Origin of the sequence: Sphingomonas sp. 1F27F7B, from assembly GCF_005503355.1 — a bacterium.
In the GTDB taxonomy this organism is placed as follows: Bacteria; Pseudomonadota; Alphaproteobacteria; order Sphingomonadales; family Sphingomonadaceae; genus Sphingomonas.
The window spans coordinates 1-25,632 of the sequence record NZ_SCMK01000020.1 but is presented as its reverse complement, the minus strand read 5'-3'; the positions used below and the strand labels follow the sequence as shown (position 1 = coordinate 25,632).

The following is a 25,632-nucleotide window of genomic DNA, read 5'->3' as shown; positions in this document are numbered from 1 at the left end:
AGAATGACGGCCGCGTCATGACCACTGCGTAACGCCGATAGGGATGGTGAGGTTTGTGAACCAGCCGGCATCGCCTTCTTGGGCGAATGACGGACTTCGGTCTCTACTTATACCTTGCTCCCGGGACTCGGATCTATGCTCGCAAGACATTGGCGAGAGAAGAGCGGCATATGGACGGGCATGACCATCGCATGCGCAAGCGTGGAAAGATCGTTTTGATCGGCTTCCTGCTAGTCGCGGGCTTTTTCCTCATCACCGAGCACACCGCACATTTCCTGGGTGTGTTGCCCTATCTGATCCTGCTCGCCTGTCCGCTCATGCACCTGTTCATGCATCACGGTCATGGCGGCCATCAGCATGGCCATGACCAGATGCCGGGTGCTGTCCCGACCGGACTGCCTGCGAATTCGAACGAGCGCGTGGAAGGGGGGCCGCGATGACGCATACCGATTATGGCTATGGTCTTTGGGGGCTGGCGCTGGTCAACGCCTCCGTGTTCATCCTATTCGCGTACAGCTTCTTCAAACCCGCCACCGGGCGCGACTGGCGCAGCTTCGGCGCATTCAGCGCATTCATCGTTGCACTCTTCGCCGAAATGTATGGCTTCCCGCTCACCATCTTCTTGCTCTCGGGTTGGCTCCAGTCGCATTTCCCCGGCCTCGACTGGTGGAGCCACGATGCCGGCCATCTGCTCGAGATGATGTTCGGCTGGAGGGTCAACCCACATTTTGGCCCGTTCCATCTTGCCAGCTTCGTGCTGATCGGCGCGGGCTTCTGGCTGATCTCGGCCGGATGGGCGCCGCTTCACGCAGCCCAGCGCGTTCACAAGCCCGCAACGACGGGAATCTATGCCAAGGTTCGCCATCCGCAATATATCGGGTTCATCCTCGTGATGCTCGGATTTCTGCTGCAATGGCCGACGTTACTGACGCTCGCCATGTTTCCGGTGTTGGTGGTGATGTATATTCGCCTTGCCCGGCATGAGGAGAAGGCGGCGCTCGCGGAATTTGGCCAGGCATATCGTGCGTATATGGACCGCGTACCCGCCTTTGTTCCGCGGCTACGTGGTCGGTCGGCTCGTTTCTCCGACTCCAACCCCGCTCGGGGGGAGGCGGCAGGTAAGGCGATGAGGCCCGAAGAGCAAGCTCCGCCGCGCCGAGGCTGAGGGGTTGGACGCTTCGCCGCGTATTATATTCGAACGGTGACGCACGCATCAGGCGCGTTGCACTGCGGTACTTTGATTTGTCGGGAGTAGCTTCACTTGATTTGGCGGATCGCGTGACATGAAATCCGTCGTGGTGCCCCAGAGTCGTCCCTCATCGGACCTTCGCGCATCGGCAAATCGTGATGTCAAAAAGCGCCTTCCCTCATCTGCTCTTCACTGGGACGAAGACGTACCAAGGCAGTGGTGGTCACAAGTTCGGCCGCTCGCCGCCGCCGTTCGCGCACGCCCTCCGCAATTGTCCATGAGCGGGTCGGCGACCCTCCAAGCACCGCCAAGCCGGGCCCGACGGAACCGCGAACGGCGTAGCTGACTCAGTCCGGCCGTGCGCCTTTTAGGGTGAGAAAGTAACTGGATGTGCATCGAGTCAGAAAGACAGCTTTTTCAAGCGATAGACCCTGCGGCGGCCGACGCGATATTCCATACATTGAGTGCCCGATGGGTGTTGCACATCCTGGTAGCCCTGAGCAAAGACGAGCTGCGATTTACATCCATTCGTCGAGCCATACCGAAAATCAGCGCTAATGTGCTCACGGTCCGCCTACGGGAATTGGAAGGCGTATCTCTGGTCTCGCGAATGATGTCGCCACCGCCTGAATCCTATCAACTCTATGGCTTGGGGCCATTGGCGCATGGTTTGAGACCTGCGCTCCAACATCTGGAGCAATGGAGGACTAAGCTCAGCTTACTCGAATGAAATGCAGCGTTTTAGGTCGATGTTTTATCGTCGACTGCGTTGAGACCACTCAACAGTGGATTTCCTGCTCCCCCGTGGTTGGCCCCTCGGCAGGAGAACAGCCGCGATCTCATCGTAGCTGATCGGGTGGACACGGTCGCTCGTGCGGAAACGCGCGATGTCCAACGTGTCGTCGCCGAACGTCACAGCAATCGAGTTTATGAGATAGGCTCGCTCCCGGGAGTAGGGCAGCATCCAGATCACTCGTTTTGTCGCGATATTTTGGCGTAGTCTGGTCAGTTTGAGCGTTAGCTGTCGGCTCGGCTGATCGTTGGATCCGACGGCGAGGACGGTGGTGCCATATAGCCTGGCGGGTTTACGCCACGCCAGTATCTGGTCGATGGTAGCGCCTGCCTCGACCACCGAATCGCACCCACTGGCGTATCGGTTATTGATCGCTCCCGACAGTCCGACGCCAATGCTGTCACCGATAACAAGGCACGCGAACATGCACATCCTCGTGTAGAGAGGCGACTGAGATTGCCGGACGGTACAGAACTTGGAACCAACTCGGCCTTGCTTAGTCTTCCATTGCCATAACGTGTGCAGCAAGCGCCGACACGTCGGCATGGCCTAGGATATAGGATGCACCCGTCTCGGAAAAGAATAGTTTGACGCGCTGCTCTTCTGAGGCGGGGGTAGAGGTCAGCACCGCCACGTCAGAATTCTTCCAGAAGGCGTCGACAAAATTTACAAGTTCAGACCAGGCCTTATCACTGTCGTCGTGAACCGTGATGCGCTCTCGCCCACGATAGAGTATCACAAGAACCGATACCTGCATGACACCTTGAAGCTCGCCCTGTGTACCTACCAATTTATGAACTGTCTCCAGGCTGCTGACCATGCTAAGCCCGACGCCGTTCGAGATCGCTGAAAATCGTCTCCAAATTGGAGCAACTTTGCGTGTGTAGTCGATTGATTGCGACTGGTGTAAGTCTCATGGAAACGACGGCCGTGGTCGACTGATACGACCAGAGCGGATGGAAGGGTTGTGAACCGTGGAACATCTTTCGGCCGCGGAGCTTCAGAATTGGATCGCGCTCTATGCCGCTGCGGGGCTTTGCTGCGCCCTTGCTCTTATCATGTCCTTGGGTTTCATCACCGTCGAGCTGTGCCGCGAACGGACATGGGAAACGGTCACCACGCCGAGGAACCTGCTCCGGCTCATCCCTAAAACCTGGTGGAGATGGCAGAAGCTGTACCTGCTTTCGACCCCTGTTACGCTTGCCATCGTGAGTGCATTCGCCATGACATTGTCTTGGCCTTAGGGCTACGCCCTTCCATCAGGATCGGTAGAACGCTTCGACGATCAGGCGCCAGATTTGTTCATCCTCAACGTCCTTCGGCGTGATTGAAAGAACGGGAGCGATCTGTTCAAGGCTCCGGCGAGCAGCCAGCTTCGGGATACGTAGCTCGACGCTCGTCTCCTCTAGAGCTTGCACTATGAATCGTCGAATCTCACCAGTAAGACGCGAGCGCGCTTCGAGGAGGAATTCCGGTCGACAGCTTCCAAGCGGGGTCAGCCGGTCAAAAACTGGCTTCTCAATTGCTAGTTCGATGCCATCTTGCATGAGGCGGTGCCTCGATCGGAGGAGGGCTCTCAACAAGGTCCTATGGAAATTGCTATCGACCGGTATGAACCTCAGACCCGAATAAATCGGTTGGGCGTAGGCTCGCAGTGGCGCATAGCCTTGCGCTTCGGGATATTGGCCGATAACGACAATCACCAGATACGGCCCTGTGATCGAGTTATCCCGCACCGATGGCGACTGGACGCGATTGGCGACTGCGATCGGCTCGGATCCTGCCGGAAAGATCGTCGAGCCTTTGAACGACTTGGCAAAGATCGTGAGAAAGCCTTGGGGTGCATGGCCGCGCGGCCATCGGCGAGATAGCGCTCGGATGCCTGCGAAGGCCCGCCTGCTGTGAAGCGCGTCGCCGTGAGTCCAGAGAACACGATCGAGTTCGATTCCAGGGGCAACTTCGATCCTCGCGGCGGCCGCTGCGAGCAGCTTGAACTCCGCGCCGATGGCACGCTCTGACGGCTCCTGATCGCTGGGGACGGCAATGTTGAGACCGGCATTGGCGATCAGCCTCCAGAGCAGGCGGGCGAGGCGCGGAACGGAAGCACTTCGCGTGCGGTCGTCGCTGGCGTCGTCATCTGGTCGTTGAGCGAGCTTTTCCGGCGCCGGGCGCAGAACCTCGAAATAGCCGACGGGGGGGTCTGCCGGCGTCTGGGCTCTCCGCGTTTCCGTGATGCGGTTCGTGGCTTGGTCCCGAAAGAAGGGACAGGACGAAACGTGTTCGGGCCGGTTTGTGCTTGTGAGCCGCCGCAGGTAATAGGTCTCCGCTTCCGACAGGAACGCGGGTGTCAAAATGGGTGGTGCCTGTTTGGTGCCACGGCAGTTGCAGGCAATCCACTTCGAGCCGATACGCGCCTGCTGCACCAACGTGATGCCGGCCTCTTCGTCATGTCGGGATCCTTCACCGATGTACCAGCGCACGAGAGCCGCCCGAAGGGGGAGCGGAAGGGGGATGCGAGCGGCGTCAAGTCCGTCGCTATGGCGATCAATCAACCACATGGACTAACCTGTCGAAGCGGGTTTCGATCCGATCGTCCCTGAAGCGTTCAGGATTGACAACAATATTCGCCCTGACCTCCACTCCCCATGAGCACGGCTAGGAGGTGCGAAATGAGATCAATCTTGCTCGTGGCGGTCGCCCTATCCGTTGCCTTTCATGGCTCGGAAGCCGGTGCCAGCCAAAAAGGCAGGGAGCGCAGGTCGGTGGAGGTGATCGTGATGGGGACGGAGCCAGCGCCGAGGGGATCTGCTGTCGATGCCACAGCTCCGCGCGCAGAGGATAACGGAGGCAATCGTCAAGTGACGGCTTCCAATTCGCTTCCTACGGCATTTCGGACCCATGACCTGAGCAGGCGTTGGGTCGCCTTTGAGATGGCGAACAGCTTCGCTGCGGCGACAGCGCAAACCGATCCCAATGACCAGGATCCCTTTGCGCATGTAGGAGTCGCGTCAACTGCGCCTCTTCAGTCGCAGGACGCCGTGTCATTCACTTCCCCAATAGCAATCCCAGGTTGGATGCGCGAGGGTGTGGTCTTCTCGAGTGTTCCAACGAGTAGTGCGCCGGGCTGCGCCCCAAGCGGCTATCGACCGGCGAGTTTCCTTGATTCCCGCACCGAATATAGACGATCCGGATACTATGAGATGATGAGCAGCATCGCTTGTGAGTACGGCATTCCGGTCGGCCTCTTCGATGCGATGATCATCCGGGAGAGCGGTTACAAGGCAGGGATCTATTCGCCAAAGAACGCTTTCGGATTGACGCAGCTCATGCCCGGCACGGCCGCCGACCTTGGAGTCAATCGCTACGACGTCGAGCAGAATCTGCGAGGCGGGGCGCGATACCTCCGGCAGCAGCTCGATCGCTTCGGACAGGTCCACCTGGCTCTTGCAGCCTATAATGCCGGACCGAGCCGCGTGAGGGACGGGATGCTGCCGCGGATCGCCGAGACCCAGGCCTATGTCGATAACGTGCTTCTAAATTGGCGACGTTTGGCGGCGCTGCCGCCGCGGGCGACGGTCCAGGTCATGTCGGAGCTCGCTGCCGTGCGGCAGCAGCACAGAGCCCGAAGGGTAACAGTTTTTTCGTACTAGGCGAGAAGCGGATCGAGCAAGTCCGTGGCCATCGTCGACATCCACAAGAGCAGGCTGAGGGTGGAAATCTGAGCGAGTTGTACCCGCCGAGCCATCACGGCACTGACCTCCTTGACTAGCTTCTCAACTACCGCTTGTCGTAGCGGCCCGGCCCACTCCTTGCGTACCTCTGTGCCATCCATCCCTTCGATTTCGTCGAGCGCCGCCACGAGCATCGCCGGGAGGCCTTTGAATAACTCGGCGAGCATCACAAGCGAGGTTTGGAAGCGCTCGTCGAGGAAGAGGGCTGGATCACTGTAGGTCTCGATCGCGATCATGGCTTGCACGATGTTGATGTCCAGGGCGGCCAAAACCTGCTGGAGTTCATACACGAACATCGGCGCGCGCTTAGCGGGATCACTGTGAAGTAGGAGACCGAGACGCGTTTTGCTGATGCCGGTCTTCAGCGCCAGCTTGCGTTGGCCTACATTCTGTTCAGACATTGCTTCGAGGATCAGCGGGATGAAGTCCCACTGCTCGACCCTGGCCGGAACGCAGCCATCGTCGGAAGCTTCGATATGGGCAAGCGATGACAAGTCATGGCCCCCTTTTGCACGCAAGGCCTGAAACGAAACACACAGGCAGTGACTTAGCAAGCCTCTGCATTTTGTGCGCCTGCAGCAAAAGCCAGCAGCAACTATCTTAGCGGGACTATCTTCTCGTTACCCAGTTCTTCGCTGATCGCAGATTTTCGTGGCGGATTATCTGTGCCCTCCAATCCCAGTCGCTCAAGAACGCGCGCAGCTTTCTGGCCGACCACGTAGTGGAAGAGCATGATCGAAAGTGTGTCCCCCAAGCTTATTTCGGACCCAAGCCCCTCAGAGATGAGCTTCTTTACTGCATCCAGGCTGTCGGCACTTGATCTGGTGATGGTCAGATCGATTCGAATGTCGCCTGTTGTAGGGATCGCCGACAGATGCTCCCGGATTGTTTCAGGTGCATGGTCCTCCAGCGCACACGGCAACCCGATCCGATCGGAAACCAGATTTCCGAGGGTCTGATAGCACCTGGTTTCGTTCGAACGCAGGCGCAGGCTCTCCGTCGTCAAATTGAAGAAATGCTCCGATATGTCGAGCGCGAGGGTGCACTGATCTCCTGTCATGGCACCTGCACCTGGCTATCCTCCATCCTTAGCTGTGGTTCGATAACGTAGACACGATTAAGCCGGGCTGACGGGATCCCCCCGAATCCGGTTAGCGATTCTAACTTCGCCCGTCATTGATCGCAATTAGAGGCGCGGACGCCGAATCAAAAATTCGTCTGCCCCGAGAAATGGGGCGGCGTGCCCCAGATAGTGGGGCGAGCTGCCCCGCATGCCGGGGCGCGCCGCCCCGGCCATCGGGGCAGGGTCCGATCAGACTCACATAAAATTCGTTTGCGAGACCGTGCCGTCGGGAACTGCGTTGCCGCCGATCGCTCGCCGGGACCACCCTTCAATTGGGCGCGGGTCAGTCGCGTTCCGTTTGAAGGGAAACTCTCATGCAGTCTGTCATAAAGTACAGCGGTCGTGCGGAGCTGGCGATCTTCGCTTTGGTCGCACTCGCGTTCGCGCTCCTGCTCTTTGCCGGCCCGGCCCTCGCCGGTGCCGACACGACGTTCGATACGGCGCTCACGAAGTTCACCGACTTCCTCGAAGGGTCGGGCGGCAAGATCATCACCGTCCTGTCGCTCGCGGGCGGCATCGTCGCGTTGGCCTCAGGCCGCTTCTCGATGGGCCAGATCGCCATTCCTGTCGGCGTCGGTGTGGGTGCCGGGACCGGCATTCCGATCGTCACCTCCACCGTCACGGCAACAATCTGAACAGTCCAAGGGTCGGCCGGAATAGCAGATCCGGTCGGCCTGCGGGGAGGGTGGTGATATGGCCGCGGACAAGTACGTCGTTCCGTCTCATCTGGATGATCCCGAGCTAATCGGGCTGTGGACGCTGGATGAGTTCCTAGCGATGGTTTTGCCATTCGTCTGGGGTATCCTGTCTCAGCATATTCTCATTGGCATGTTGCTTGCGGGCGCAGGCTGGTGGGGACTGAAGAAGGCTAAGGCAGGACGGGCGATCTCCTGGCTGCTTCACATGGCCTACTGGCATCTTCCGGCCGGCTTCACCGGCATGAAGGCCACACCGCCCTCCTATCTCCGGCTGATGGCGGGCTGAGATGGAAATCTCCTACACCCACGCTCAAAGCCAGCGGGTCCTGAAGCAGCGCAACCTGCTTGTGATCGTCGCCGGCGTCCTTGGCAGCCTGTGCGCCATCCTCGGTCTTGTGACAGTCACGCGCGACAGGGAGATTGTCCTTCAACCGATCCTGGCATCGCCGTTGGTCGTGAACTCTTCAGGTGTCTCGCGGCAGTATCTCGAGCTGGTCACCCGCGACACCGCGGTGCTGACGCTCGATCGCAGCCCGGCGAATCTCGAATACTGGATGAAGTCGGTACTCGATATCACCGCGCCCAGCGCGCAAGGAAAGATCCGCGCCGACCTGATGAAGATCGTCAACGAGCAGCGCGGCTCGTCGATCGCCCAGTTCTTCACCATCCAGACTATGGAGCTGGATACGAAGAATCTGCGGTCGACCGTCACCGGCGACCTGCACACGATCGTCGGCAACAAGGTCGTCTCCAGCGAGCGCCGCTCCTTCCGCTTCGATTGGCAATATTCCGGACTGTCCCTGAAGCTCGTGGGCTTCGGAATGGTGACGACCGGCAAGGAAAAGGATCAGTGATGTCGGTCTACATCATCGGCAGCGCCGCGACCGGCGCGGTCTTCCTGTCGCGCTATTATTGCATCGTGAGCCGGATGATCGGCGTTGCCCTAGTCGCCGTGAGCTTCTTCCTCATCACCTCCCCGGCTTGGGCGGACCAGACGGTGATGGCAGCCGACGGCAGCCAGGTTGATTGCGCAGCGTCGGCAAAGGATCTCACCAGGATCAGCTTGGTCGAGGACGAGTTTGCGTCGGTCTCGAAGATCTCGACCGGCAATCCGCAGGATGACTTTTCCGTCGTCAACGAACCGGTGCGGGGAGACATCTACCTCTCGGTGCCGGAGGGCTTCGCGCGCCCGGCGCTTTCGTTCTTTGCGACCAGCAAGCGCGGCTACGTCTACAAGATCGTGTGCCGGATCGCCGGCGAGCAGGCCGTGCAGCTCTTCATCTCCAATCCGGCGATCGCGAAGGCCAACGTGGAGGAGAATGGGGCGCCCCAGGCGGTGGTTGCAACCAGCCCGCAGGAAGCGGCGGTCGTCCTCATCCAGGCGATGTATTCAAACAGCGTCGCCGATGGCTACGAGATGCGCCAGCGCACTCTGCGGCCGGTCTATGTCGGCAATCTCAAGGTCCAGATGATCGCTGAATATCGGGGGTCGGAACTGACCGGCCGCGTGCTGCGCATAGAGAATCGCGGCGGGGAAGCCGTCACGCTGACGGAGAGCACGGTCGCGCCGAGCAGTGCGCTCGCCGTGTCGATCGCCGAGCCGAAGCTGGAACCTGGGAAGGTCACCACGGCCTACCTCGTCTCACAAACCGGGAGGCAGTGACATGGCCTGGAATGACTTCCTCAAACGCAATCGTGAGCCGTTGGATGGCAGCGATACTGAGGGCGTCTCGCCCATCTCGGCCGACCTGTCCGCGAACGAAAGCATCCGAAAAAAGCAGCGCATGCTGCTCGCCGGGGTCGCCGGCGTCGGCCTGGTGGCATCGTCCTTCTGGATCTTCGGCGGCGACGAGAAGGCGACCGGTACGAACGACGACGGGACCGCGAAGGTCGAGGTGTCGACCAAGGACATGGTCAACAAGAATCTCAACCAGCAGGAGTGGATGGCGCTCTCCGAAAACCAGATGCAATCGGTCGAGAATCAACTGAAATCGGTCAACGGCCAGCAGCAACGCCTGGACCAGCTTTCGCAGCAGGTCGAACTGCTCAAGGGGGAAAATCAGGCGATGCGGGCGGACGGCTCGCGCGTCCTCTCGGCTTATCAGCAAGAGAATGAGGCGCTGCGCCGACAGGTGGCTTCCGCCCGAACTACGCCGGCGCCAGCGCCCGCGACCGGGCCGGGCGCGATGTACGGGCCCAACGGGACCCAGGCCTATCAGCGTCCGGATGGGCCGAACGCGTCTGCCAATGGTCGCCCGATGCCGATGGGAGGCGCCGCCGAGGTCAAGCTGGTCAGTTTCCAGACCGCAGATGCCGGCAATGCCACGCGCGTCGCTAAGGGAACGACCACCTTCAGCGACAGCATCAACTATCTGCCGCCCAACAGCTTCGCCAGTGCCAAGGTCATAGTCGGCGTTGACGCGAGCGCCGGCGTCAACAGCCAGACCGACCCCTTGCCGGTCGTGCTTCGCGTCACTGGCCCGGCCCGTTCCGTCTATCAGAACGGGCGCCTCCTAACGACCAAGATCGAAGGCTGCCTCGTGAACGGTGCCGCCCGCGGCGAGCTCTCGAGCGAGAAGGTCTACGTCAAACTGCAAAAGATGACGTGCCCGCAGCCTGGCGGGCGCTACGCCGTCTCCGAGGTCAAGGGGTTCATCGCCTTTGGCGGCAAGACAGGGGTGCGCGGCCGAGTGGTCAGCCGGGAAGGCTCGCTTGCCATGCAGGCGTTTCTGGCCGGTCTGGTCAGTGGTGGCGGCAACGCTCTCAACACCGCTTTCAATCAGCCGCTCGCCAGCATCAGCACCGACGGGGAGGGGGGCGTCAACCGCACGCCCAACTTCGGCAGCGTCGGCCTGCGCGCGCTCGGCGGCGGTGCCGCGGAATCGGGCAAGGACGTCTCGAAATATCTGATCGAGCGGGCCGAGCAATATCAGCCCGTGATCGAGATGCCGACCGGCATCGATGTCGAAATCGTTTTCCTGGAGGGTGTCTATGTCCGCAATTGATCGTCTGCGAAAGCTGCGCGCGTTCGCTCGCCCGGCGCCGATTGTAGCGGCCGCTGCCGCGCTCGGCGTTGCCGGAATCGCTCTTGCAGCCGATGTCGCCGGCAAGGATGACGCCAAGGTCAGCCTGCTCCTGAAGACCAGGCTTCCGAAGACGCCGATCAACAAGCTCGATTGCGATAAGATCGACGGGCTGTGCGAAGTCACCTCGGGCGCGAACCTCTTCTACGTCAATCATGGCGCGCGCTATCTGATCATCGGTCGTGTCTACGATATGGAGACGCGTCAAGACCTGACCGCGGCGCGGCTGCTCGAGATCAATCCGGACATGCTGGTGGGCGGGGCCGCCAAGGCGAACGCCGCGGTATCCGATGACGGCGAGGCTGGCGAAATCGCAGCGACGGCGCGCGGTGTCGGCAAGACATCCGCGCCGGTCCGCCCCGTCTCGCTCAACCTGTCTGGGCTTCCGGCCGACGGGGCCATTGTCTGGGGCAACCGGTCGGCCAAACAGAGCATCACCATCTTCACGGACTTCCGTTGCGGTTATTGCAGGGCGCTCGCCAGCGTCTTGCGCGGCATGGATGTGAAGGTGGTCGAGCGTCCGATCTCGGTCCTCGGTAGCCGCGACATCGCCGACCGCGTCTATTGCTCCAAAAACCAGGAACAGGCGCTGCATGCCGCCTATGCCGGTGAGCCATTCAAAGCGCCGGCGAGCTGCGACACCAAGGGGCTCGATGCAAACGAGCGCTTCGCGCGCGAGCATGGGCTTAATGCGACGCCAATCATCGTTCGGGGTGATGGCGCCGTCCTGGAAGGATATCGGCCCAAGGAGTTTCTCGAGGCCTGGCTGCAGGGGACGCGGTCGTGACGGCGCGGCACGCCCTGTCGCTGCGCGGCTGCGCGATCGCCGCTCTGTCCCTGCTTGGCGGGTGCGCCACGTTCGGCAGCAATGTGAAGGGAAGTTTTTCCTGTAAAGCGCCCGATGGCATCTGCGCGCCATCGTCCTCGATCGACGATCGAGCACTCGCGATGATCACCGGAGAGGGCACTGTCGAGCGTTCATCGCCGGCCAGCAGCGGGCCGGCCAGGCAGTCTGCACCCAGATCCTCGCACATCGCCTTTTTAGGACAAGCGCCGGCACCTCAGATCGATGCGCGCCGTACCCAGGAGCGCGTGCTGCGCATTGTCTTTCAGCCATATATCGATGAGCGTGGCCGCCTTCATGAGGTGACGGCAGTCCATGCCGTGGTGCAAAGCGGGGAATGGCAACAACAATTCCTCGTCAATGCAACAGCGATACCGGACCGAGATGCGATTGTCGCTGCTGAGCAGCCGGAATCGCTCGCCGAAGCGGTCGATCGAGCGGAACTGGCAAGCCGAGCGACGGGCGGCGTCGACCCCAATCTACCCGATCCTGCGGCCGTCGCGGCAGCCCGCGCCCGTGCAGCCGACCCGGTCAAAGCGATCAAGGACGATGTTGCGACCCGTCTAGCCCCCAAGGCGGGCCGCACACCGACGCCCCCGGCCACTAACGTCTCCTCCAGGCGCGCGGAATCGCGCAGCGTCGAGGGAGCAGTGCCGGGGGCGCCGACTATCGAAGCGAAGGTGCCGCCGCTCGCAACGGCAGACAAAGCCTCGGCCGGGACCGCCCCGGCGCCGGAGGGCGCAGACAGTGCGACCGCGATCGGCGAAGCAATCACGCGGGTGAGAGGCTCTACCGAATACCAGGCGCGCTCGGCTCAGGCAGCGAGCGACGCGAAGGCAGCAGCTCTGACCGGATCGACGCCGACACCCGAGCCCAAGACGAAGCCCACCGTGCGCGCGGCGAACTTCCCGGCCGCTGCTCCAGAGGAAAATTGAGATGGCGAGCGGCTTCCTCGATGAGTTGCTGTCCGGTATCTTCGGCGACAGCAAGCGACCGGACACCCAGCGGCCGGACCTGGTGGTCCCGATGCTTGCGCATTGGCTCCCTTATCGAAGCTTCGACCCGAAGACCGGTATCTTCTACAATAGCGCCTCGCGCGGCTTCGTGATCGAGGCCGCGCCGCTGGTCGGCGCGGACGAGCGGACGGGTGAGATCCTGGCGCAGTTCCTGTCCGAAGGCATTCCCGCGCCCGGCTGCCTTCAGATTCACCAATGGATGTCGCCGCGCATCGGCGAGCAGCTCTCGAAATGGTATCTGCCCCGCTACTCGGCGCGCGGCGTTTACGAACGGATGGCCAAGCACCGGGTCGACTTCCTGACGGACGGCGTCTGGAATTCGCTTTCAGCCGACGCGCCGTTTTGCCTTCGCCATCATCGGGTCGCGATATCCTACTCGACGCCGGAGTCCTCAAACATCACGATCGAGCAGATCGTATCGCTCATGGACGGGCTGATCTCGGCTCTTCAATCGGTGAACGTATCCGCCCGCAAGATGGACCCGGTCGCGCTCATCGGCTGGATCGACGATATCACGTCGCCGACCACCGCCGCTGGCGACGATGCGGTGAGCTACAACCCTCTCGACCCGATCGCCGATCAGGCGATCCGAAGGGATATCGAGCTGCATATCGAGCCGGACCGCATGTTGCTGCGGACCGAGCGCTTCCGGCCGACCGGAAAAACGCTGAAGGGCGCGCCGGAGATCGGGGAGATCTACCCCGACGTGTTCGATGTGCGCTCCTTCTCGGTGCGCAACCTGCCCACGCGCTGGGCGCCATGGGACGTAACCCGGCTGATCGGCGACATCTTTACCGACAAGCTGCGCATGCCATGCCCCGTATCGACCAACCTGTGCATCGAGTTCCCGGACCCGCAGGCGTCGACCAACAAGGCCAGCTACAAGTTCATGCGAACGACCAGCCTGGCCGATTCCAAATCGTCCCGCTTCCTGCCGCAGCTCCGCGAGCAGTCGCAGGAGTGGCGACACGTCAATGAAGAGATCCGGCAGGGCAGGAAGCTCGTGCGCGTGTTCTTCAGCGTCACGTCGTTCTCGCCGAAAGGGCAGGGCGACAGCAACGAGCGAGTGCTGAAGTCGGTCTACCGTGCGGCGGGCTGGGATCTTCTCGATGACCGCTACCTGCAGGTGATGGGTCTGTTGTGCGCGATGCCCATGACGATGGCCAATGGCCTGTCAAAGGATCTCGAGCGCATGAAGCGGATGCGCACTCTGCTCACGACGACGGCCGCAAATCTCGCGCCGCTGCAGGGGGAATATCTCGGCGGAAGCATTCCCCACCTGCTGCTGATCGGCCGGCGCGGACAGCCCTTCTTCTGGAGCCCCTTCGAGAATGCCGCCGGCAATCACAACGTCGCCGTGTTCGGCAAATCGGGCTCCGGCAAGTCGGTCGCGCTGCAGGAATTATGCGGCTCGCTCTGCGGTGCCGGCGCGCGAGTGGTCGTGATCGACGACGGGCGTTCGTTCGAGCATTCGGCCAAACTTCAGGGCGGCGCCTTTGTCGAGTTCACCATGAGCTCGGGCTTCTGTCTCAATCCCTTCTCGATGATCGACGAGGCCCAGGCCGCCGAAGACGAGGACTATCTCCTCGACTGCATGGCAATGCTGAAGGCCATCATCAATCAGATGTCCCGGCATATCAACCTGCTCGACGACACCGAGCGCGGGCTGATCGACGGTGCCGTGAACCAGGTCTGGGAGGCGCACGGCAGCCGCGGCTCGATCGATCTTGTCATCGAGGCGCTCGAGGCAACCGGAAACGGGCTGGCCGCGAACCTTGCGATCGCGATGCGGCCCTTCTCGTCGGGCGGCACCTACGGCCGCTTCTTTCAGGGCGAGGTCTCGTTCGAACTTTCGGCCCAGCTCACGGTCTTCGAGCTCTCCGATCTGTCTGCCCGTGAGGAGCTGCGCAGCGTCGTCCTGACGGCGATCATGTTCATGTCGCAGCAGATGATGCGCAAGCTGGATCGTTCGATCCCGAAAGCGCTACTCCTCGACGAAGCATGGCAGATGCTCCGCGGCGGGGCGATGGCCGATTTCATCGAGACCTACGCGCGTACCTGCCGGAAATATGGCGCATCGCTGGTCACGGCGACGCAATCGCTGAACGACTATTACAAATCGGCCGGATCGGTCGCGGCGCTCGAAAATTCCGACTGGTTCGTGATCCTCCAGCAAAAGCCGGAGACGATCGCAGACTTCAAGAAGCATGACCGCTTCGAGATGGACGATCACACCGATGCGCTGTTGCGATCCTTGAAGCGCAACGGCTTCGAATATTCGGACATCATGATCAAAGGGCCCGACACCCTCGCTGTCGGCCGCCTGGTCCTCGACCCCTATTCCGCAGCGCTGTTCTCCTCGAGTCCGAAGACTTTTGCGGCGATCGACGCTCTGATCGCCGAGGGCCTCAGCATGGACGAGGCGATCGAGCGGATCGCGTTTCCGAACAATCCCGAAAAGTGGGTCAGCAATCTCGTCCCGGAGGACGAGATCGCGATCGCGGCGGAGTAGCAGGGATGGCGACGCATCCGGTCCCGACCACCGCCCGGCGATACATCGGGTTCACGCGCCATGAATGGCAGACCATGCTTCATTTCCTGCTGCATGGGCTCGGCTTTGTCGCGTCGACGATGCTCATCACCTGGGGCCTCTTCTGCCTCTTCTTCCTCGCGATCGGCGGCTTCTCGTTCGATGGTTTCGTCCATCAGCTCAATAATTTCACGACGCGCTACGTTGCCGCGGACCCGGCGCGCACCGCCGCCTTCCTCAACATGTTCGCGATCGCGCACATGATCCTTTCCACCGCCGTCGTCGCTCTTCGCGCCAATCGCATCCTTCCGCAGCGTGCGGATGAGGGAGTTCCGCCTCATGGCTGACCAACCCCAACTCGACCTTCCTCCCCCTTCCGCGCCTGAGACCCGAGCAGCGAAGCGCAGGGTCGGTTTTGGCGGCTTCACGCGCGTCCAGATGCTGATCCTGTTGCTGCTCGTCGCTGCGATCATCTGGGGAATGTGGGTGACGCGGGCACTGACCCAGTCGAAACAAGACCATATCGTTTCGGCACGGTTGTCGGCGCTGGTCGGCGACTATGTCGAGGCACAGCGCTTCTCAGGCTCGCCGCCCGACCGCGTGCGCGCCGAGATGCAGGCGTTCATGTCCTCGCTCGACAAGGAACTGCAGCGCAGGAGCCAAGACGGCCAGATCGTGCTTGTCGGTGAAGCCGTGCTCACCAAGAACGTGCCGGACATCACCGACAGCCTGAAAAAGGCGGTCTTTGCCTCGGGCGTTCCCGAACCCAAGCGTATGTCCGTCGAGGAATTGCAGCGGATGCAGGAGCTCTCGGCTGCCCAATCGGCGCTGGCCGCCTCGCGTGCAGCACCGCTGGCGGCGCCGGGGGCAACCATCGATCCGATGGCTGGCGTCCCCGGCGCCAGCCCTCAGGTGCCCGCGGGCCAGGCTTTTCCGGCCCAGCCAATCCCGCCGCAGATTCCCGGTGCGTCCGTCTCGACGTTCGGAGGACCTGATGGCAACGGCGGCCAATAGGGTGGAAGCCCTGCGTTGGCGTCCCCGCACGCGCATGTGGGGGATGCTGGCGGTGGCCGTCGCCGGGACGCTTGGCTTCGGCGCGATCGGCGAATGGCGTGATGGCCACGCCCTTTTGATCAACACGACGGACTCGCTCCCGAATTGGGCGTTTCTCATCCAGCGCCACAAGCTGCCGGCACGCGGCGACTATGTGTTCTTCGATCCGCCGCCCGGCGAGCTCCTCCGCCGCCATTTCGGCGCGAAGCCACAGATGTTCGGGAAGATCGCCTACGGCGTGCCCGGCGACATCATCAGCCATATCGGCCGGACGGTCGCCGTGAATGGTCACCCGGTCGCGCAGATGAAGCCCTTCACACGCTTCGGCGAGCCGCTGACTCCTGGCGCCACCGGACGGGTGCCGGCCGGATGCTATTTCGCGGCGACGCCTCACAAGGACGGCTTCGACAGCCGTTACGGCGAAATTGGCTTCGTCTGCGGGCGCCAGATCATTGGGACAGGGGAGCCAATCCTATGAGGATGCTTGTCACGAGCTGCGTGTGCGCGGTTGCGGCGCTAGGCGCGGCGCTCGTCTTTCCCCCGATGCGGTCGGAAGCGAAGGATTATGGCCAGGCGGCACAGGCATTTCCGGTGATCGAGCCGGATCTGCTTTCGACGATCGAAGCCCGACTGCGCAGGGCCGAGGCGAGTGGCGAACTCGCGCGCACCAATGAGATGTTTGCCAAGCGCGTCGAGGCGAAGGTTCGGCGTCCTGATCCCGTGGCGGGGATAACCGCGGCGCGAGCGGCCCGAAGCTGGGACTTCGATCCTTCGGTCATGATGGAGCGCGACATTCGCGATCAGAAAGGAAACCTGATCGCCGCGGCCGGCCAGCGTATCAATCCGCTCGACTTCGTCTCGGTCCGACAGGACCTCGTCTTCATCGATGGTGACGACCCCGCGCAGACGGCGTGGGCCATCGAGCATTACTCCGACATCAAGGCCAAGATCATCCTGGTCAATGGCTCGCCGGTCGAGCTGATGACCGCGAAAAAGCGGCGTTTCTATTTCGACCAGGCAGGCAAGCTCACGACCCGGTTCGGCATCGAGCACACACCGGCAATCGTCACCCAGGCCGGCAGGGTGATGCGCGTGTCCGAAGTCGCGCTCAAGCCCGGAAAAACAGGCTGATGCCACCTTGGCTAGACATGCTTCGCACGCCGATGGCGGCCCCCGAGACCGGCGCGCTGCGACGTCTGCGCCTGATTTGGCAGATGCTTTGTCTGATGCTCGGCGCCGCGATTATTGGCCTGCAGCCGCTATCGCTCGCCTTCGGGCGGGCGGCGCCATGCGCGATCGCAGTACTTCTGCTTGCCAATATCTGCACGACCGCCGTCTACCTCGCGCGGAAGCATCGCGCCGACACCTCATTTCTGGAAGCAAGCGGGGAGGAGCAATGATGCATAGCGCGCGATGGGCTCTGCGGCTCCTCCTGACGATGATCGCCGCCTTCATTCTCGCGCCGAGCGCTCAGGCCGCGGGACCGACCTGTCACGGGAAGTTCGTCAACCCGATCACCGATGTCTGTTGGTCGTGCCTCTTCCCGCTGTCGGTGGGCGGCCTCAAGATCTGGCCGAGCGGCCGGCCGGATACAGCCAATCCGGCTTCGCCTATTTGCGCCTGCGGCAGCCCCATTCCTCGGATCGGTATCTCCGTCGGTTTCTGGGAACCAGCGCGCCTCGCGGACGTGACCATGAAGCCTTGGTGCTTTCCGAACCTTGGTGGTATCCGCATCGCACCCGGCTTCGACATCGGACAGGGCTATTTGGCCGGCCCGTCGATGGTGGGCGGCCGCTCCCAGAGCACGGCCAAATGGCACGTCCATTGGTATGTGTACCCGCTCCTCTACTGGATGGAAATCCTGACCGACTTCGTCTGCTTCGAGCAGGCAAGTTTCGATATCGCGTACATGACCGAGATCGACCCGCTCTGGCAGGACGACTCGCTGACAGCACTCATCAACCCGGAAGCCATCGTTTTTGCCAATCCGATCGCCCAGGTTGCCTGCGCCGGAGACTGCATCGCCGGCACCGCCCATTTGCCGCTCGATCCGCTATTCTGGTGCGCTGGCTGCCAGGGCAGCATGTATCCGCTCAATGGAAACGTGCCGTCGTCGATCGGCCACGTTCAGTCCTCGCGGCTCGCGCTGTCGCGCTTTGCGTACAAGATGCACCGCGAGGCGCTGGCGTGGGGAACGATGGGGTCGGCGGGCCTCTGCAAGAAGTACCTCATGCCGATCATGCGGAAGCAGCAATACCGCTTTCAGATGGTCAATCCGATCCCGACCGTGAGCGGTCGCTTCGCTTGCTCCGCGATCGGGGCATCCACCATGCCGCCCGACGCAGGCCGCGCCTATCCCGCCGGTGGCGAGGACATGGGCTACCTGGTCTGGCGCAAACGCAACTGCTGCGTTCTCTAGGGGGGCCTTTCGATGCGCGGATATCTTTGGGCTTCTACTGCTGTTCTCGGCATCGCCAGCATATCGGCGGTGCTTGCGCAGAGCGTCGATGGGATCGACGTTCAGGCGATCAAGAAGCGCTCAGCCGAGCTTCAGGCTGATGCCGAGGCGTTCGTCAATCAGGTGAAGGACAGGGGTGATGCGTTCCGCGAGGAGGCGGCCAATGTGAATGACGGTGGCATGGCCAACATGCAGCGCGTTGCGAAGACCGATCTGCCCAAGGGGCCCGCTGGTCCGGTCGACTTCGACGAAATCGTAGCGGGCGCCGCGTCGAACGCGACGGTGGGGAAGGGCGAAGCACCCCAGTTCATAGTGTTTGCCAGCCTGTCGATGCCGCCACAGGCGCTCAAGCAATTGATCGGCGATACCGCGCGCGCGGGCGGTGTGGTCGTCTTCCGGGGCTTTCCGAACAATTCGATGAAGGAGTTTTCGTCCGCCCTCGGGAAGATCGTGACCCGGCAGGACGATTTCGCCAATGTCGGTATTGATCCGCGCCTCTTCCGCGCTTTCGACGTCCAAGCTGTTCCGACCTATATCGCCGTCTCGTCCGATTTCGACCTTTGCGCCGGTTTCTCGTGCCAGACCAAGGTTCAGCCCCACGACCGTCTCATTGGCAACGTCTCGGTTGAATATGCGCTCGAGCAGTTTGCCGAGGGGAATGGCCCGGGTGCCCGCGTCGCCGCCGTTGGGCTCTCCAACATGCGCAAGGTCAATCGGTGAGGTCGATCCCCGCCTCGGCTGCGCTCGTTGTCGCGCTGATGGTCGTAACGCCGGCGCTGGCGCAAACGACCGTCGAGGAGGCGCGGGAGCAGGGCAAGGAGCTCGGCACCCAGAAGCGCAACGATCCGACGCTCGTACCGTCGAGTGACGCCCAGGCGGCAGCGGTCCCCGGCTATTCCGGCCCGAGCCTGCCCGAAGGTTCCTATTTCGACGATCCCGAGCGACTTGAGGCGGCCGGTCAATCGGCGAAGTCCTCGAACGAGCAATATCGCATCACGACGGACGCCGATCGGACGCGCGCGACGTTCAGCAATTCGGAGATCTTGGCGGCCACGCAGAGGGCGACGTCGGTTGAGAACGATCCATCCACCTATCTGGCCGGTGAAGATTATAGCGGCGGTGGCGGGTCTTGTGTGCCGTTGCCACCGGCGGTTGGGAACGCAGGCTACTACGAAGCGACCTGCAATCAGGGCACGAAGATCGAGGACCAGCCGCGCTCCTGCTCGATCACGATGGTGCCGGAGACGACGACGGTCGACGCCTTCAAATTCTTTGTGGTTCCCAACAGCGCCTACGGCACCCCGTTCGCACGGTACGATTCGATGGCGCCGCATATAACGGCCGGGACATGCCGTCCGACTGGCGTGGTGATGCAGGCGTGCGCCGCCCATCGCATCTACGGCGTTTCGACGAACAAATTTTGCGACGATTACAACGCCACCGAATATGTTTGCTCCCAGGACCTGACGGGAATTGCCTTCCTCCCTAGCCCGATTACCGGACGGGATTGGCATGCCAAAACGACCGACACGCAGGTCACCGTCAAGAGGGCCGACGGCTGTGGACATCTTACAGCGGATGCCATGTGCACGGCCGATCCTGCGGGGGAGATTTGCACCGAGGGCCCGGAGACCCGCGTCATCAATGGGGTGCCGATAACCCAGGCATGCTGGGCGTGGAAAAGAGACTTCACCTGCCACACGCTGACTCCCGCCAGCGACTGCGGCGACCTCGAGAGCAATCGGGCCTGCACCTATTTGCGGACCGAATGCCTTGATGACGAACCGAACGGCGGCGCATGTCAGGTCGAAAACCGGGTTTATAAATGCCCGACGCCCTTGAGTGGGACCAGCGACGCACCGCAATATATTTGCGGCGACGATGTCTACTGCATCAACGGTGATTGCGAGCCGATCGTTCGCGAGGCGTCGACCGAATTCAAGGATGCGCTCGTCGCCTTGCATTCGATCGACCAGGCCGGTGAGGAGTTCGACGAGACCAATTTCACGGTCTTCAAGGGCAATCGCGAGACCTGTCACAAGCCGGTGTTCGGGCTCATCAACTGCTGCGCCGGCAAAACGTCAGGCCTGCTGACGGTCGGTGCAGGCGCAGCCGCACTGGCCGGCGGGCCTGCGGCGATCGCCGCGTTGGCGACGCCCTTCCTGACCCTGTTCGCTTGTTCGCAGGACGAGATGAAGCTCGACATCAAGGATCGGATGGGTCTGTGCCACAATCTCGGAACCTATTGCTCATCGAAGATCCTCGGCATCTGCACAACGAAGCGGACCGCCTATTGCTGCTTTGAAAGCAAGCTCAGCCGCGTGCTTCAGGAACAGGGCCGGCCACAGCTCGGCAAGCCTTGGGGGAGCGCCAAAAAGGAAACGTGTCAGGGCTTCACCGTCGACGAATTTGCCCGCCTCGACCTCTCCGTCATGAATTTCACCGAGGTGTATGCGGACTTCATGGATGCGGCGAAGCTGCCTGACGAAGTCCAGACGATGACGGACATCCAGGCGAAAATTCAGTCCTACTACGACCTCCACGGAAAATGAGGCGGGTCAGATGTGCACCACGCCGGGGGGAGGCCGTCCGAAGCCAGAAAGTCAGGGAGAATGATCATGTCGATGCCGCTTCTTGAGCTGCCCGTCATCGCGGCAGCGCTGCTGCTTCAGCCAGCGCACGAGAGCCCGTCGCCGCGCCCGCCGTGCGCCTCCCGGCACGCCGCAACGGTGGCCGATTGCTGTGTTCATTTACCGGATTGGGAAGCGCGCAAAGAAAGCCCGCCCCGCGAACGCCCTGCACAGTCGCCCGGTAAGGCCGAGGGAGGGACGGAACATGGCAATTCTTGACCGGACGGTGATCCTTGCGGCAGCTCTCTCGGCGGCGATTTGGGCGCCCGCGCTTGCCCAGGACGCGCCCGCGGCCCGAAATGATACCATCGAGCAGGATCGGCCGGACGAATTCTACTGCGGCGAGCGCAGGCTGGGGCAGTGGTTCTATTGCGCGAAGCCAAAGCCGATGGACAACGCCAAGCCGGCGACGCCTGTCGAAGCGGATCGCGCCACGGATCGGATCGCCGCGATCGCCAAGCAACTCGACGAGCTGAAGGCCAAGGCCATCCTCGAGCCGACGGAAGCGAACGTCATCAACTATATCCGCTTCCAGCGCGAACAGCTCGATCGCGCGTCGACATTCTCGGACACCTGGCAACGCGCGCTCTGGCAGAACCCGGACCTCGACTATACGCTGCAACGCCCGGTTTCGACGGTCGGCAAGCGTCTGTGGCTCGATAATCGGAAGGCCGACCGCGATGCTGTCCTCACCAGCCTCGGCCAGCGCTACGGGCTGTTCTATTTCTATGCCCAAAGTTGCGGCGCGTGCGAGGTGTTCGCGCCGATCCTGCGATCGGTCACCGATAGTCATCGGATGACGGTGATGGCCGTATCCATGGACGGCGGGCCGAGCAGGGATTTTCCGAATTACGTCGTCGATTCCGGGCAGCGGGCACGAATGGGTGTGCCGGGCAATGAAACGCCTGCGCTGGTCCTGTTCGATACCCAGACCAAGCGGACGATTCCGGTCGGCTACGGCGTGCTCAGCGCCGACGAAATCATGGACCGCATCTTCATGCTGACCAACACCAAGGTCGGGAGCGACTATTGATGACACAGGCAAAAAAGGGCGTCCTGCGCCGGAAGTTCGGCTCTGGTCTGGCGTTAATCGCAGCTTCCCATTTCGCGATCGTCGGCGTCGCGCACGCTGATGTCGCGTCTGAGATGAACGGCTTCTTCAACGATGCCGGTGGCGCCGCAAATGTCACCGGGCCGACGGCATTCCAGGGTCAGTCCGCGGGCTATTACTCGCTTGGCAACGTGTGGACCCGCTTTCCGCAGAAGAGCGTCTCGCCGTTCAATCTGCAGCTTCCGAGCGCGCGGGCGGGCTGCGGCGGCATCGACCTGTTCGCAGGCAGCTTCTCCTTCATCAACGCCTCGGAAATCGTGGCGATGTTGAAGGCGACCGCCAACAATGCCCTTGGTTTCGCCTTCAAGCTCGCGATCGATTCCGTTTCGCCAGAGATCGGGAAGGTAATGGATGAGTTCAGCCAGAAGGCGCAGCTTCTCAACCAGATGAATATATCGAGCTGCGAGACGGCGCAGGCGCTGGTCGGTGGAATCTGGCCGCAGATGGAAACCACCCGCTCGACGATCTGCGAGGCGGTCGGCAACAGCCAGGGCATATTCTCCGATTGGGCCGCTTCACGGCAAGGCTGCAACAACGGCAACCGCCGGGACAGCACAATCGCTGGCAATACCGATGCGAGCATGAAGGACCAGCTCGTCGGCGAGCCACACAACTACACTTGGGAGGCGCTGAAGAAGTCCGCCAAATTCGGGGCGTTCGACCAGTCATTCTCCGAATATATCATGACGCTCGTCGGCACGGTGATCACCACGCCATCAACCGATCCGAGCGTAGGCGGGAAGGTCATCATGTTCGGGCCCGCCGAGGAGGCGGTGGTTACGGCGCTGCTCGACGGCACGGCGAACGCACCGGCGGTGAAGATGCTCAAGTGCAACGACACGGATTGCTACGATGTCGGTGAGCAGACCCTGACGGTGCCGGCCTCGTCGGCGTTGCGGCCGCGGATCGCAGGGATGATCCGCTCGATGAGCAGCAAGATCAGGACGGACACCGCGCTCGACGGTTCGGAGAAGCAGCTCCTCAACCTCGCGACCGTACCGCTCTACAAGATCCTGTCAGTCCAGGCCTATGCGCATTACGCGCTGACCGACGGCGAAATCGAAACGCTCTCAGAGATCGTCGCAGTCGATCTGCTGGCCGCGATGCTCGATAACATGCTCGATCGCGTCGAGCAGGCGCAGACTCACTATCAGACGTTCGACCAGGCCACCGCGACGCAGTGGAAACAGCAAATCGCTGCGACGCGGCAGAAATTCGCGCAGCGTGACGTGAAGCTCTCCAACAAGCTGCAGGTGACGATGCAGATCATCGATCGCAGCATCATGCTCGAATCCACGCTCCAGAATTCGATGACGCCGGGCATGGCGTCCGCGCTCAATTTCTCGCGCGGGTTGAACGCACAAGGGCTGAATTAGGGCAGGGGAGCCGGCGCGATGCTCGAGGTCTTTACGGTCGGGGGCGGGGAATATCTCGTCAACACCTTCAATGCCGTCGCTGCCTGGTCCGGGGGAGGTGGATACCGCTCGCTCCTCCGCGTCGTGATGGTGATGGGGCTCATCTACTCTCTGCTCGTCGTCGCCTTCACGATGAACTTTCGCGTGTGGATGAACTGGTTTCTGCAATCGACGGCGATCTATCTCTGCCTCATGGTGCCGACCATCGACGTGAAGGTCACCGACCGGATCAATCCGTCACTGGCACCGGCAACGGTCGCGAACGTGCCGCTCGGGCTTGGTGTTCTGGCAAGTTTCACCACGCAGATTGGCGACTGGCTGACGCGGACGGCCGAGACCGTTTTCGTGATGCCGAGCGAGCTCAACTATTCGACCAACGGCATGGTCTATGGCGCGCGCCTGTTCGACGCCACTCGCAACTTCGTGATCCGCGATGCCGAGTTCTCGACCAATCTTGAGGAGCATTTCAAGAAATGCGTCTTCGGGGACGTGATGCTCTACCGGAAGTCGCTGACCGTCCTGGCGCAATCGAAGGATCTCTGGGCGGAAATCGGTCCCGGCTCGGAAGCCCGATCGCAGGAATGGCTCGAACGGCAGGGCGATGGGACCGTCACCAGCGCGATCGTCACCTGCCGGCAGGCTTACGACATGCTAAATGCGCGGTGGGCGCCGATGATCGAGGCGAACACGCCGTTCTGGGGGAAGGAGCTTTACCCGAAGCTGAGCAACGCGCTGGCGGCCGACAAGCTGAGGCACGATCTGCCGATCGCCAATGCCGCGTTCACCGGCTCGGGCAGCAACTACAGCGATTCCATGCGGCAGAACACGGCGATCAACGCCTTCATGCAAGCCCGCAACAGCATGGCGGGCGGATCGGGCGCGGCGACGATCGACACCTTCGCGCAGACCCGCGCCGACATTCAGGCACGCAACACTTATAATTCGATCGCACAGCAGGCGATGGCCTGGGTGCCCATCCTCAACATCGTGCTGACCGTGGTCTTCTTCGCGATGTTCCCGGTGATATTCCCATTGTTCCTGATGCCGCAAACGGGTCTCGCGACCCTGAAGGGCTATGCGATCGGCTTCTTCTATCTCGCAGCCTGGGGGCCTCTCTATGTCATCCTGCACATGATCTGCATGACAAGAGCCGAGGCCGCCGCCGCGGGGGTCGCGCCCGGCGGCGTCACGCTGGGCACCTATGCCGGCATCGGCGCCGTGAATGGAGAGACTGCGACGATCGCCGGCTTCATGCTGATGAGCATCCCATTTCTCGCCGCGGGTCTTGCACGGGGCGCGATGTCGATCGCGGGCCAGGCGACCTCGATGCTTGCGCCGGCACAGAACGCCGCCGAGGCTGCCGCGCTGGAACAGACCACGGGAAACTATTCTTACGGCAATGTGAGCTGGGCGAATGCGACGTCGAACATGCGCCAGAGCGACCAATGGTCGATTGCGCCGAGTTTCACGGGCGGTGCGACCAGCGTGGGTTGGCGCCAGGACAACGGCGCCGTGGTGTCGGGCTTCGGCAATGGACAAGATGTCATCGACATGTCGGGCGCGATCTCGCGGCTGGGGTTCACGCCAACCATGAACAGCGGCACCGTCGCGGAATGGCGGGAAATGTCGAGCGCGGCGCATCGCCAAGCGCAAGCGTGGGAGAATGCCGCGCAGGATATTCTGACCAGCACACACACGAACCGAAGTGCGTTTGGGGTCTCGTCCGAGCGATCCAGAGGCTTTGAATCTGGAAGCGGGTCCACCGCAAATACAAATGTCGAGAAGTTCGATCGTGTTACCGGGTCGAGCTCGCAGGGCCTAGAGGAGCGCTCCTCGACCGGGTTGACCGATCGGATCTCGATGGGCCGTGATCGGTCAGCCGGCACGCTCGATCAGGTGACCGGCGGGATCAATGGCGGCATCGGCGGCGGCGGAGGTCGTAAGGGTGGCGGTGGGCG

Annotated in this window: 28 protein-coding genes; 24 read left to right on the top strand and 4 right to left on the bottom strand. The window is 61.9% G+C overall.

Annotated features, from left to right (window positions below; all coding sequences use genetic code 11):
* Positions 1–170: 170 nt before the first annotated feature.
* From FFS08_RS17190 to FFS08_RS24330, 3 genes are all read left to right on the top strand, one after another.
* A complete protein-coding gene (locus FFS08_RS17190; protein ID WP_066701148.1) occupies positions 171–440 on the top strand; it encodes a DUF2933 domain-containing protein in 270 nt (89 codons plus the stop codon).
* The gene (locus FFS08_RS17185; protein WP_083216029.1) at positions 437–1,165 is read left to right on the top strand and encodes a methyltransferase family protein; all 729 of its coding nucleotides are present in this window, start codon (positions 437–439) and stop codon (positions 1,163–1,165) included. The genes FFS08_RS17190 and FFS08_RS17185 overlap by 4 nt, the downstream gene beginning before the upstream one ends.
* A 412-nt stretch (positions 1,166–1,577) precedes the next feature.
* Positions 1,578–1,919 (top strand): winged helix-turn-helix transcriptional regulator, encoded by a 342-nt coding sequence (locus FFS08_RS24330; protein WP_076605463.1) that lies wholly within the window; start codon positions 1,578–1,580, stop codon positions 1,917–1,919.
* Positions 1,920–2,478: 559 nt separating this feature from the next.
* Here the strand turns inward: FFS08_RS24330 and FFS08_RS17170 are convergent.
* The gene (locus FFS08_RS17170; RefSeq protein ID WP_070936271.1) at positions 2,479–2,802 is read right to left on the bottom strand and encodes a hypothetical protein; all 324 of its coding nucleotides are present in this window, start codon (positions 2,800–2,802) and stop codon (positions 2,479–2,481) included.
* Positions 2,803–2,956: 154 nt separating this feature from the next.
* Between FFS08_RS17170 and FFS08_RS17165 the strand changes: the two genes are divergently transcribed.
* Positions 2,957–3,226 carry a hypothetical protein gene (locus FFS08_RS17165; RefSeq protein ID WP_066701146.1) on the top strand — a complete coding sequence of 90 codons (270 nt, stop codon included), beginning with the start codon at positions 2,957–2,959 and terminating at the stop codon, positions 3,224–3,226.
* Between the two features lie 15 nt (positions 3,227–3,241).
* Here the strand turns inward: FFS08_RS17165 and FFS08_RS17160 are convergent, their stop codons facing one another.
* The gene (locus tag FFS08_RS17160; protein ID WP_066701145.1) at positions 3,242–4,540 is read right to left on the bottom strand and encodes a DUF8535 domain-containing protein; all 1,299 of its coding nucleotides are present in this window, start codon (positions 4,538–4,540) and stop codon (positions 3,242–3,244) included.
* 642 nt (positions 4,541–5,182) lie between these two features.
* On the opposite strand from FFS08_RS17160, the gene FFS08_RS24090 reads away from it, so the two are divergent.
* Positions 5,183–5,632 carry a lytic transglycosylase domain-containing protein gene (locus tag FFS08_RS24090; RefSeq protein ID WP_232037496.1) on the top strand — a complete coding sequence of 150 codons (450 nt, stop codon included), beginning with the start codon at positions 5,183–5,185 and terminating at the stop codon, positions 5,630–5,632.
* On the opposite strand, the gene FFS08_RS17150 is transcribed toward FFS08_RS24090, so the two are convergent.
* Both FFS08_RS17150 and FFS08_RS17145 read right to left on the bottom strand, forming a co-directional pair.
* Complete coding sequence (locus tag FFS08_RS17150; RefSeq protein WP_066967399.1) at positions 5,629–6,207, bottom strand: hypothetical protein; 579 nt, start codon at positions 6,205–6,207, stop codon at positions 5,629–5,631. The genes FFS08_RS24090 and FFS08_RS17150 overlap by 4 nt on opposite strands.
* 101 nt (positions 6,208–6,308) lie before the next feature.
* The gene (locus FFS08_RS17145; protein ID WP_066701144.1) at positions 6,309–6,773 is read right to left on the bottom strand and encodes a hypothetical protein; all 465 of its coding nucleotides are present in this window, start codon (positions 6,771–6,773) and stop codon (positions 6,309–6,311) included.
* 377 nt (positions 6,774–7,150) lie between these two features.
* Here FFS08_RS17145 and FFS08_RS17140 point away from each other — a divergent pair, with 377 nt between their 5' ends.
* The 19 genes from FFS08_RS17140 to FFS08_RS17050 form a co-directional block, all read left to right on the top strand.
* A complete protein-coding gene (locus FFS08_RS17140) occupies positions 7,151–7,471 on the top strand; it encodes a TrbC/VirB2 family protein (protein ID WP_066701143.1) in 321 nt (106 codons plus the stop codon).
* A 58-nt stretch (positions 7,472–7,529) separates the two neighbouring features.
* The gene (gene traL / locus FFS08_RS17135) at positions 7,530–7,820 is read left to right on the top strand and encodes a type IV conjugative transfer system protein TraL (protein ID WP_066701142.1); all 291 of its coding nucleotides are present in this window, start codon (positions 7,530–7,532) and stop codon (positions 7,818–7,820) included.
* A 1-nt stretch (position 7,821) separates the two neighbouring features.
* Positions 7,822–8,388 (top strand): type IV conjugative transfer system protein TraE, encoded by a 567-nt coding sequence (locus FFS08_RS17130; protein WP_066701141.1) that lies wholly within the window; start codon positions 7,822–7,824, stop codon positions 8,386–8,388.
* On the top strand, positions 8,388–9,197 hold the full coding sequence (locus tag FFS08_RS17125; RefSeq protein WP_066701140.1) for a type-F conjugative transfer system secretin TraK: 810 nt from the start codon (positions 8,388–8,390) through the stop codon (positions 9,195–9,197). The genes FFS08_RS17130 and FFS08_RS17125 overlap by 1 nt, the downstream gene beginning before the upstream one ends.
* A 1-nt stretch (position 9,198) precedes the next feature.
* A complete protein-coding gene (locus tag FFS08_RS17120) occupies positions 9,199–10,539 on the top strand; it encodes a TrbI/VirB10 family protein (RefSeq protein ID WP_066701139.1) in 1,341 nt (446 codons plus the stop codon).
* The gene (locus tag FFS08_RS17115; protein ID WP_066701138.1) at positions 10,526–11,404 is read left to right on the top strand and encodes a DsbC family protein; all 879 of its coding nucleotides are present in this window, start codon (positions 10,526–10,528) and stop codon (positions 11,402–11,404) included. The genes FFS08_RS17120 and FFS08_RS17115 overlap by 14 nt, the downstream gene beginning before the upstream one ends.
* Entirely contained in the window at positions 11,401–12,396 is a 996-nt protein-coding gene (locus FFS08_RS17110; protein ID WP_066701137.1) for a TraV family lipoprotein, read from the top strand. The genes FFS08_RS17115 and FFS08_RS17110 overlap by 4 nt, the downstream gene beginning before the upstream one ends.
* 1 nt (position 12,397) lies before the next feature.
* Positions 12,398–14,989 (top strand): type IV secretion system protein TraC, encoded by a 2,592-nt coding sequence (traC, locus tag FFS08_RS17105; RefSeq protein WP_066701136.1) that lies wholly within the window; start codon positions 12,398–12,400, stop codon positions 14,987–14,989.
* A gap of 5 nt (positions 14,990–14,994) precedes the next feature.
* Positions 14,995–15,354, top strand: coding sequence for a hypothetical protein (locus tag FFS08_RS17100; protein WP_066701135.1), 360 nt, complete (start codon positions 14,995–14,997; stop codon positions 15,352–15,354).
* Positions 15,347–16,021, top strand: coding sequence for a TrbI F-type domain-containing protein (locus tag FFS08_RS17095; protein ID WP_070936364.1), 675 nt, complete (start codon positions 15,347–15,349; stop codon positions 16,019–16,021). Before FFS08_RS17100 ends, FFS08_RS17095 begins: the two co-directional genes overlap by 8 nt.
* The gene (locus FFS08_RS17090) at positions 16,002–16,538 is read left to right on the top strand and encodes a S26 family signal peptidase (protein WP_066701133.1); all 537 of its coding nucleotides are present in this window, start codon (positions 16,002–16,004) and stop codon (positions 16,536–16,538) included. The genes FFS08_RS17095 and FFS08_RS17090 overlap by 20 nt, the downstream gene beginning before the upstream one ends.
* Positions 16,535–17,191 (top strand): type-F conjugative transfer system protein TraW, encoded by a 657-nt coding sequence (gene traW, locus FFS08_RS17085; RefSeq protein ID WP_066701132.1) that lies wholly within the window; start codon positions 16,535–16,537, stop codon positions 17,189–17,191. Before FFS08_RS17090 ends, traW begins: the two co-directional genes overlap by 4 nt.
* Positions 17,191–17,460, top strand: coding sequence for a hypothetical protein (locus tag FFS08_RS17080; RefSeq protein ID WP_066701131.1), 270 nt, complete (start codon positions 17,191–17,193; stop codon positions 17,458–17,460). The genes traW and FFS08_RS17080 overlap by 1 nt, the downstream gene beginning before the upstream one ends.
* On the top strand, positions 17,460–18,479 hold the full coding sequence (traU, locus tag FFS08_RS17075; protein ID WP_096367889.1) for a conjugal transfer pilus assembly protein TraU: 1,020 nt from the start codon (positions 17,460–17,462) through the stop codon (positions 18,477–18,479). Before FFS08_RS17080 ends, traU begins: the two co-directional genes overlap by 1 nt.
* Before the next feature lie 12 nt (positions 18,480–18,491).
* A complete protein-coding gene (gene trbC / locus FFS08_RS17070) occupies positions 18,492–19,238 on the top strand; it encodes a type-F conjugative transfer system pilin assembly protein TrbC (protein ID WP_137863634.1) in 747 nt (248 codons plus the stop codon).
* Between the two features lie 38 nt (positions 19,239–19,276).
* Entirely contained in the window at positions 19,277–21,070 is a 1,794-nt protein-coding gene (locus tag FFS08_RS17065) for a conjugal transfer protein TraN (protein ID WP_070936368.1), read from the top strand.
* A 283-nt stretch (positions 21,071–21,353) separates the two neighbouring features.
* Complete coding sequence (locus FFS08_RS17060) at positions 21,354–22,181, top strand: conjugal transfer protein TraF (protein ID WP_083216030.1); 828 nt, start codon at positions 21,354–21,356, stop codon at positions 22,179–22,181.
* Complete coding sequence (locus tag FFS08_RS17055; protein ID WP_066701128.1) at positions 22,181–23,635, top strand: conjugal transfer protein TraH; 1,455 nt, start codon at positions 22,181–22,183, stop codon at positions 23,633–23,635. The genes FFS08_RS17060 and FFS08_RS17055 overlap by 1 nt, the downstream gene beginning before the upstream one ends.
* Positions 23,636–23,653: 18 nt before the next feature.
* A partial coding sequence (locus FFS08_RS17050) for a conjugal transfer protein TraG N-terminal domain-containing protein (protein ID WP_137871842.1) occupies positions 23,654–25,632 on the top strand: 1,979 nt, incomplete at its 3' end.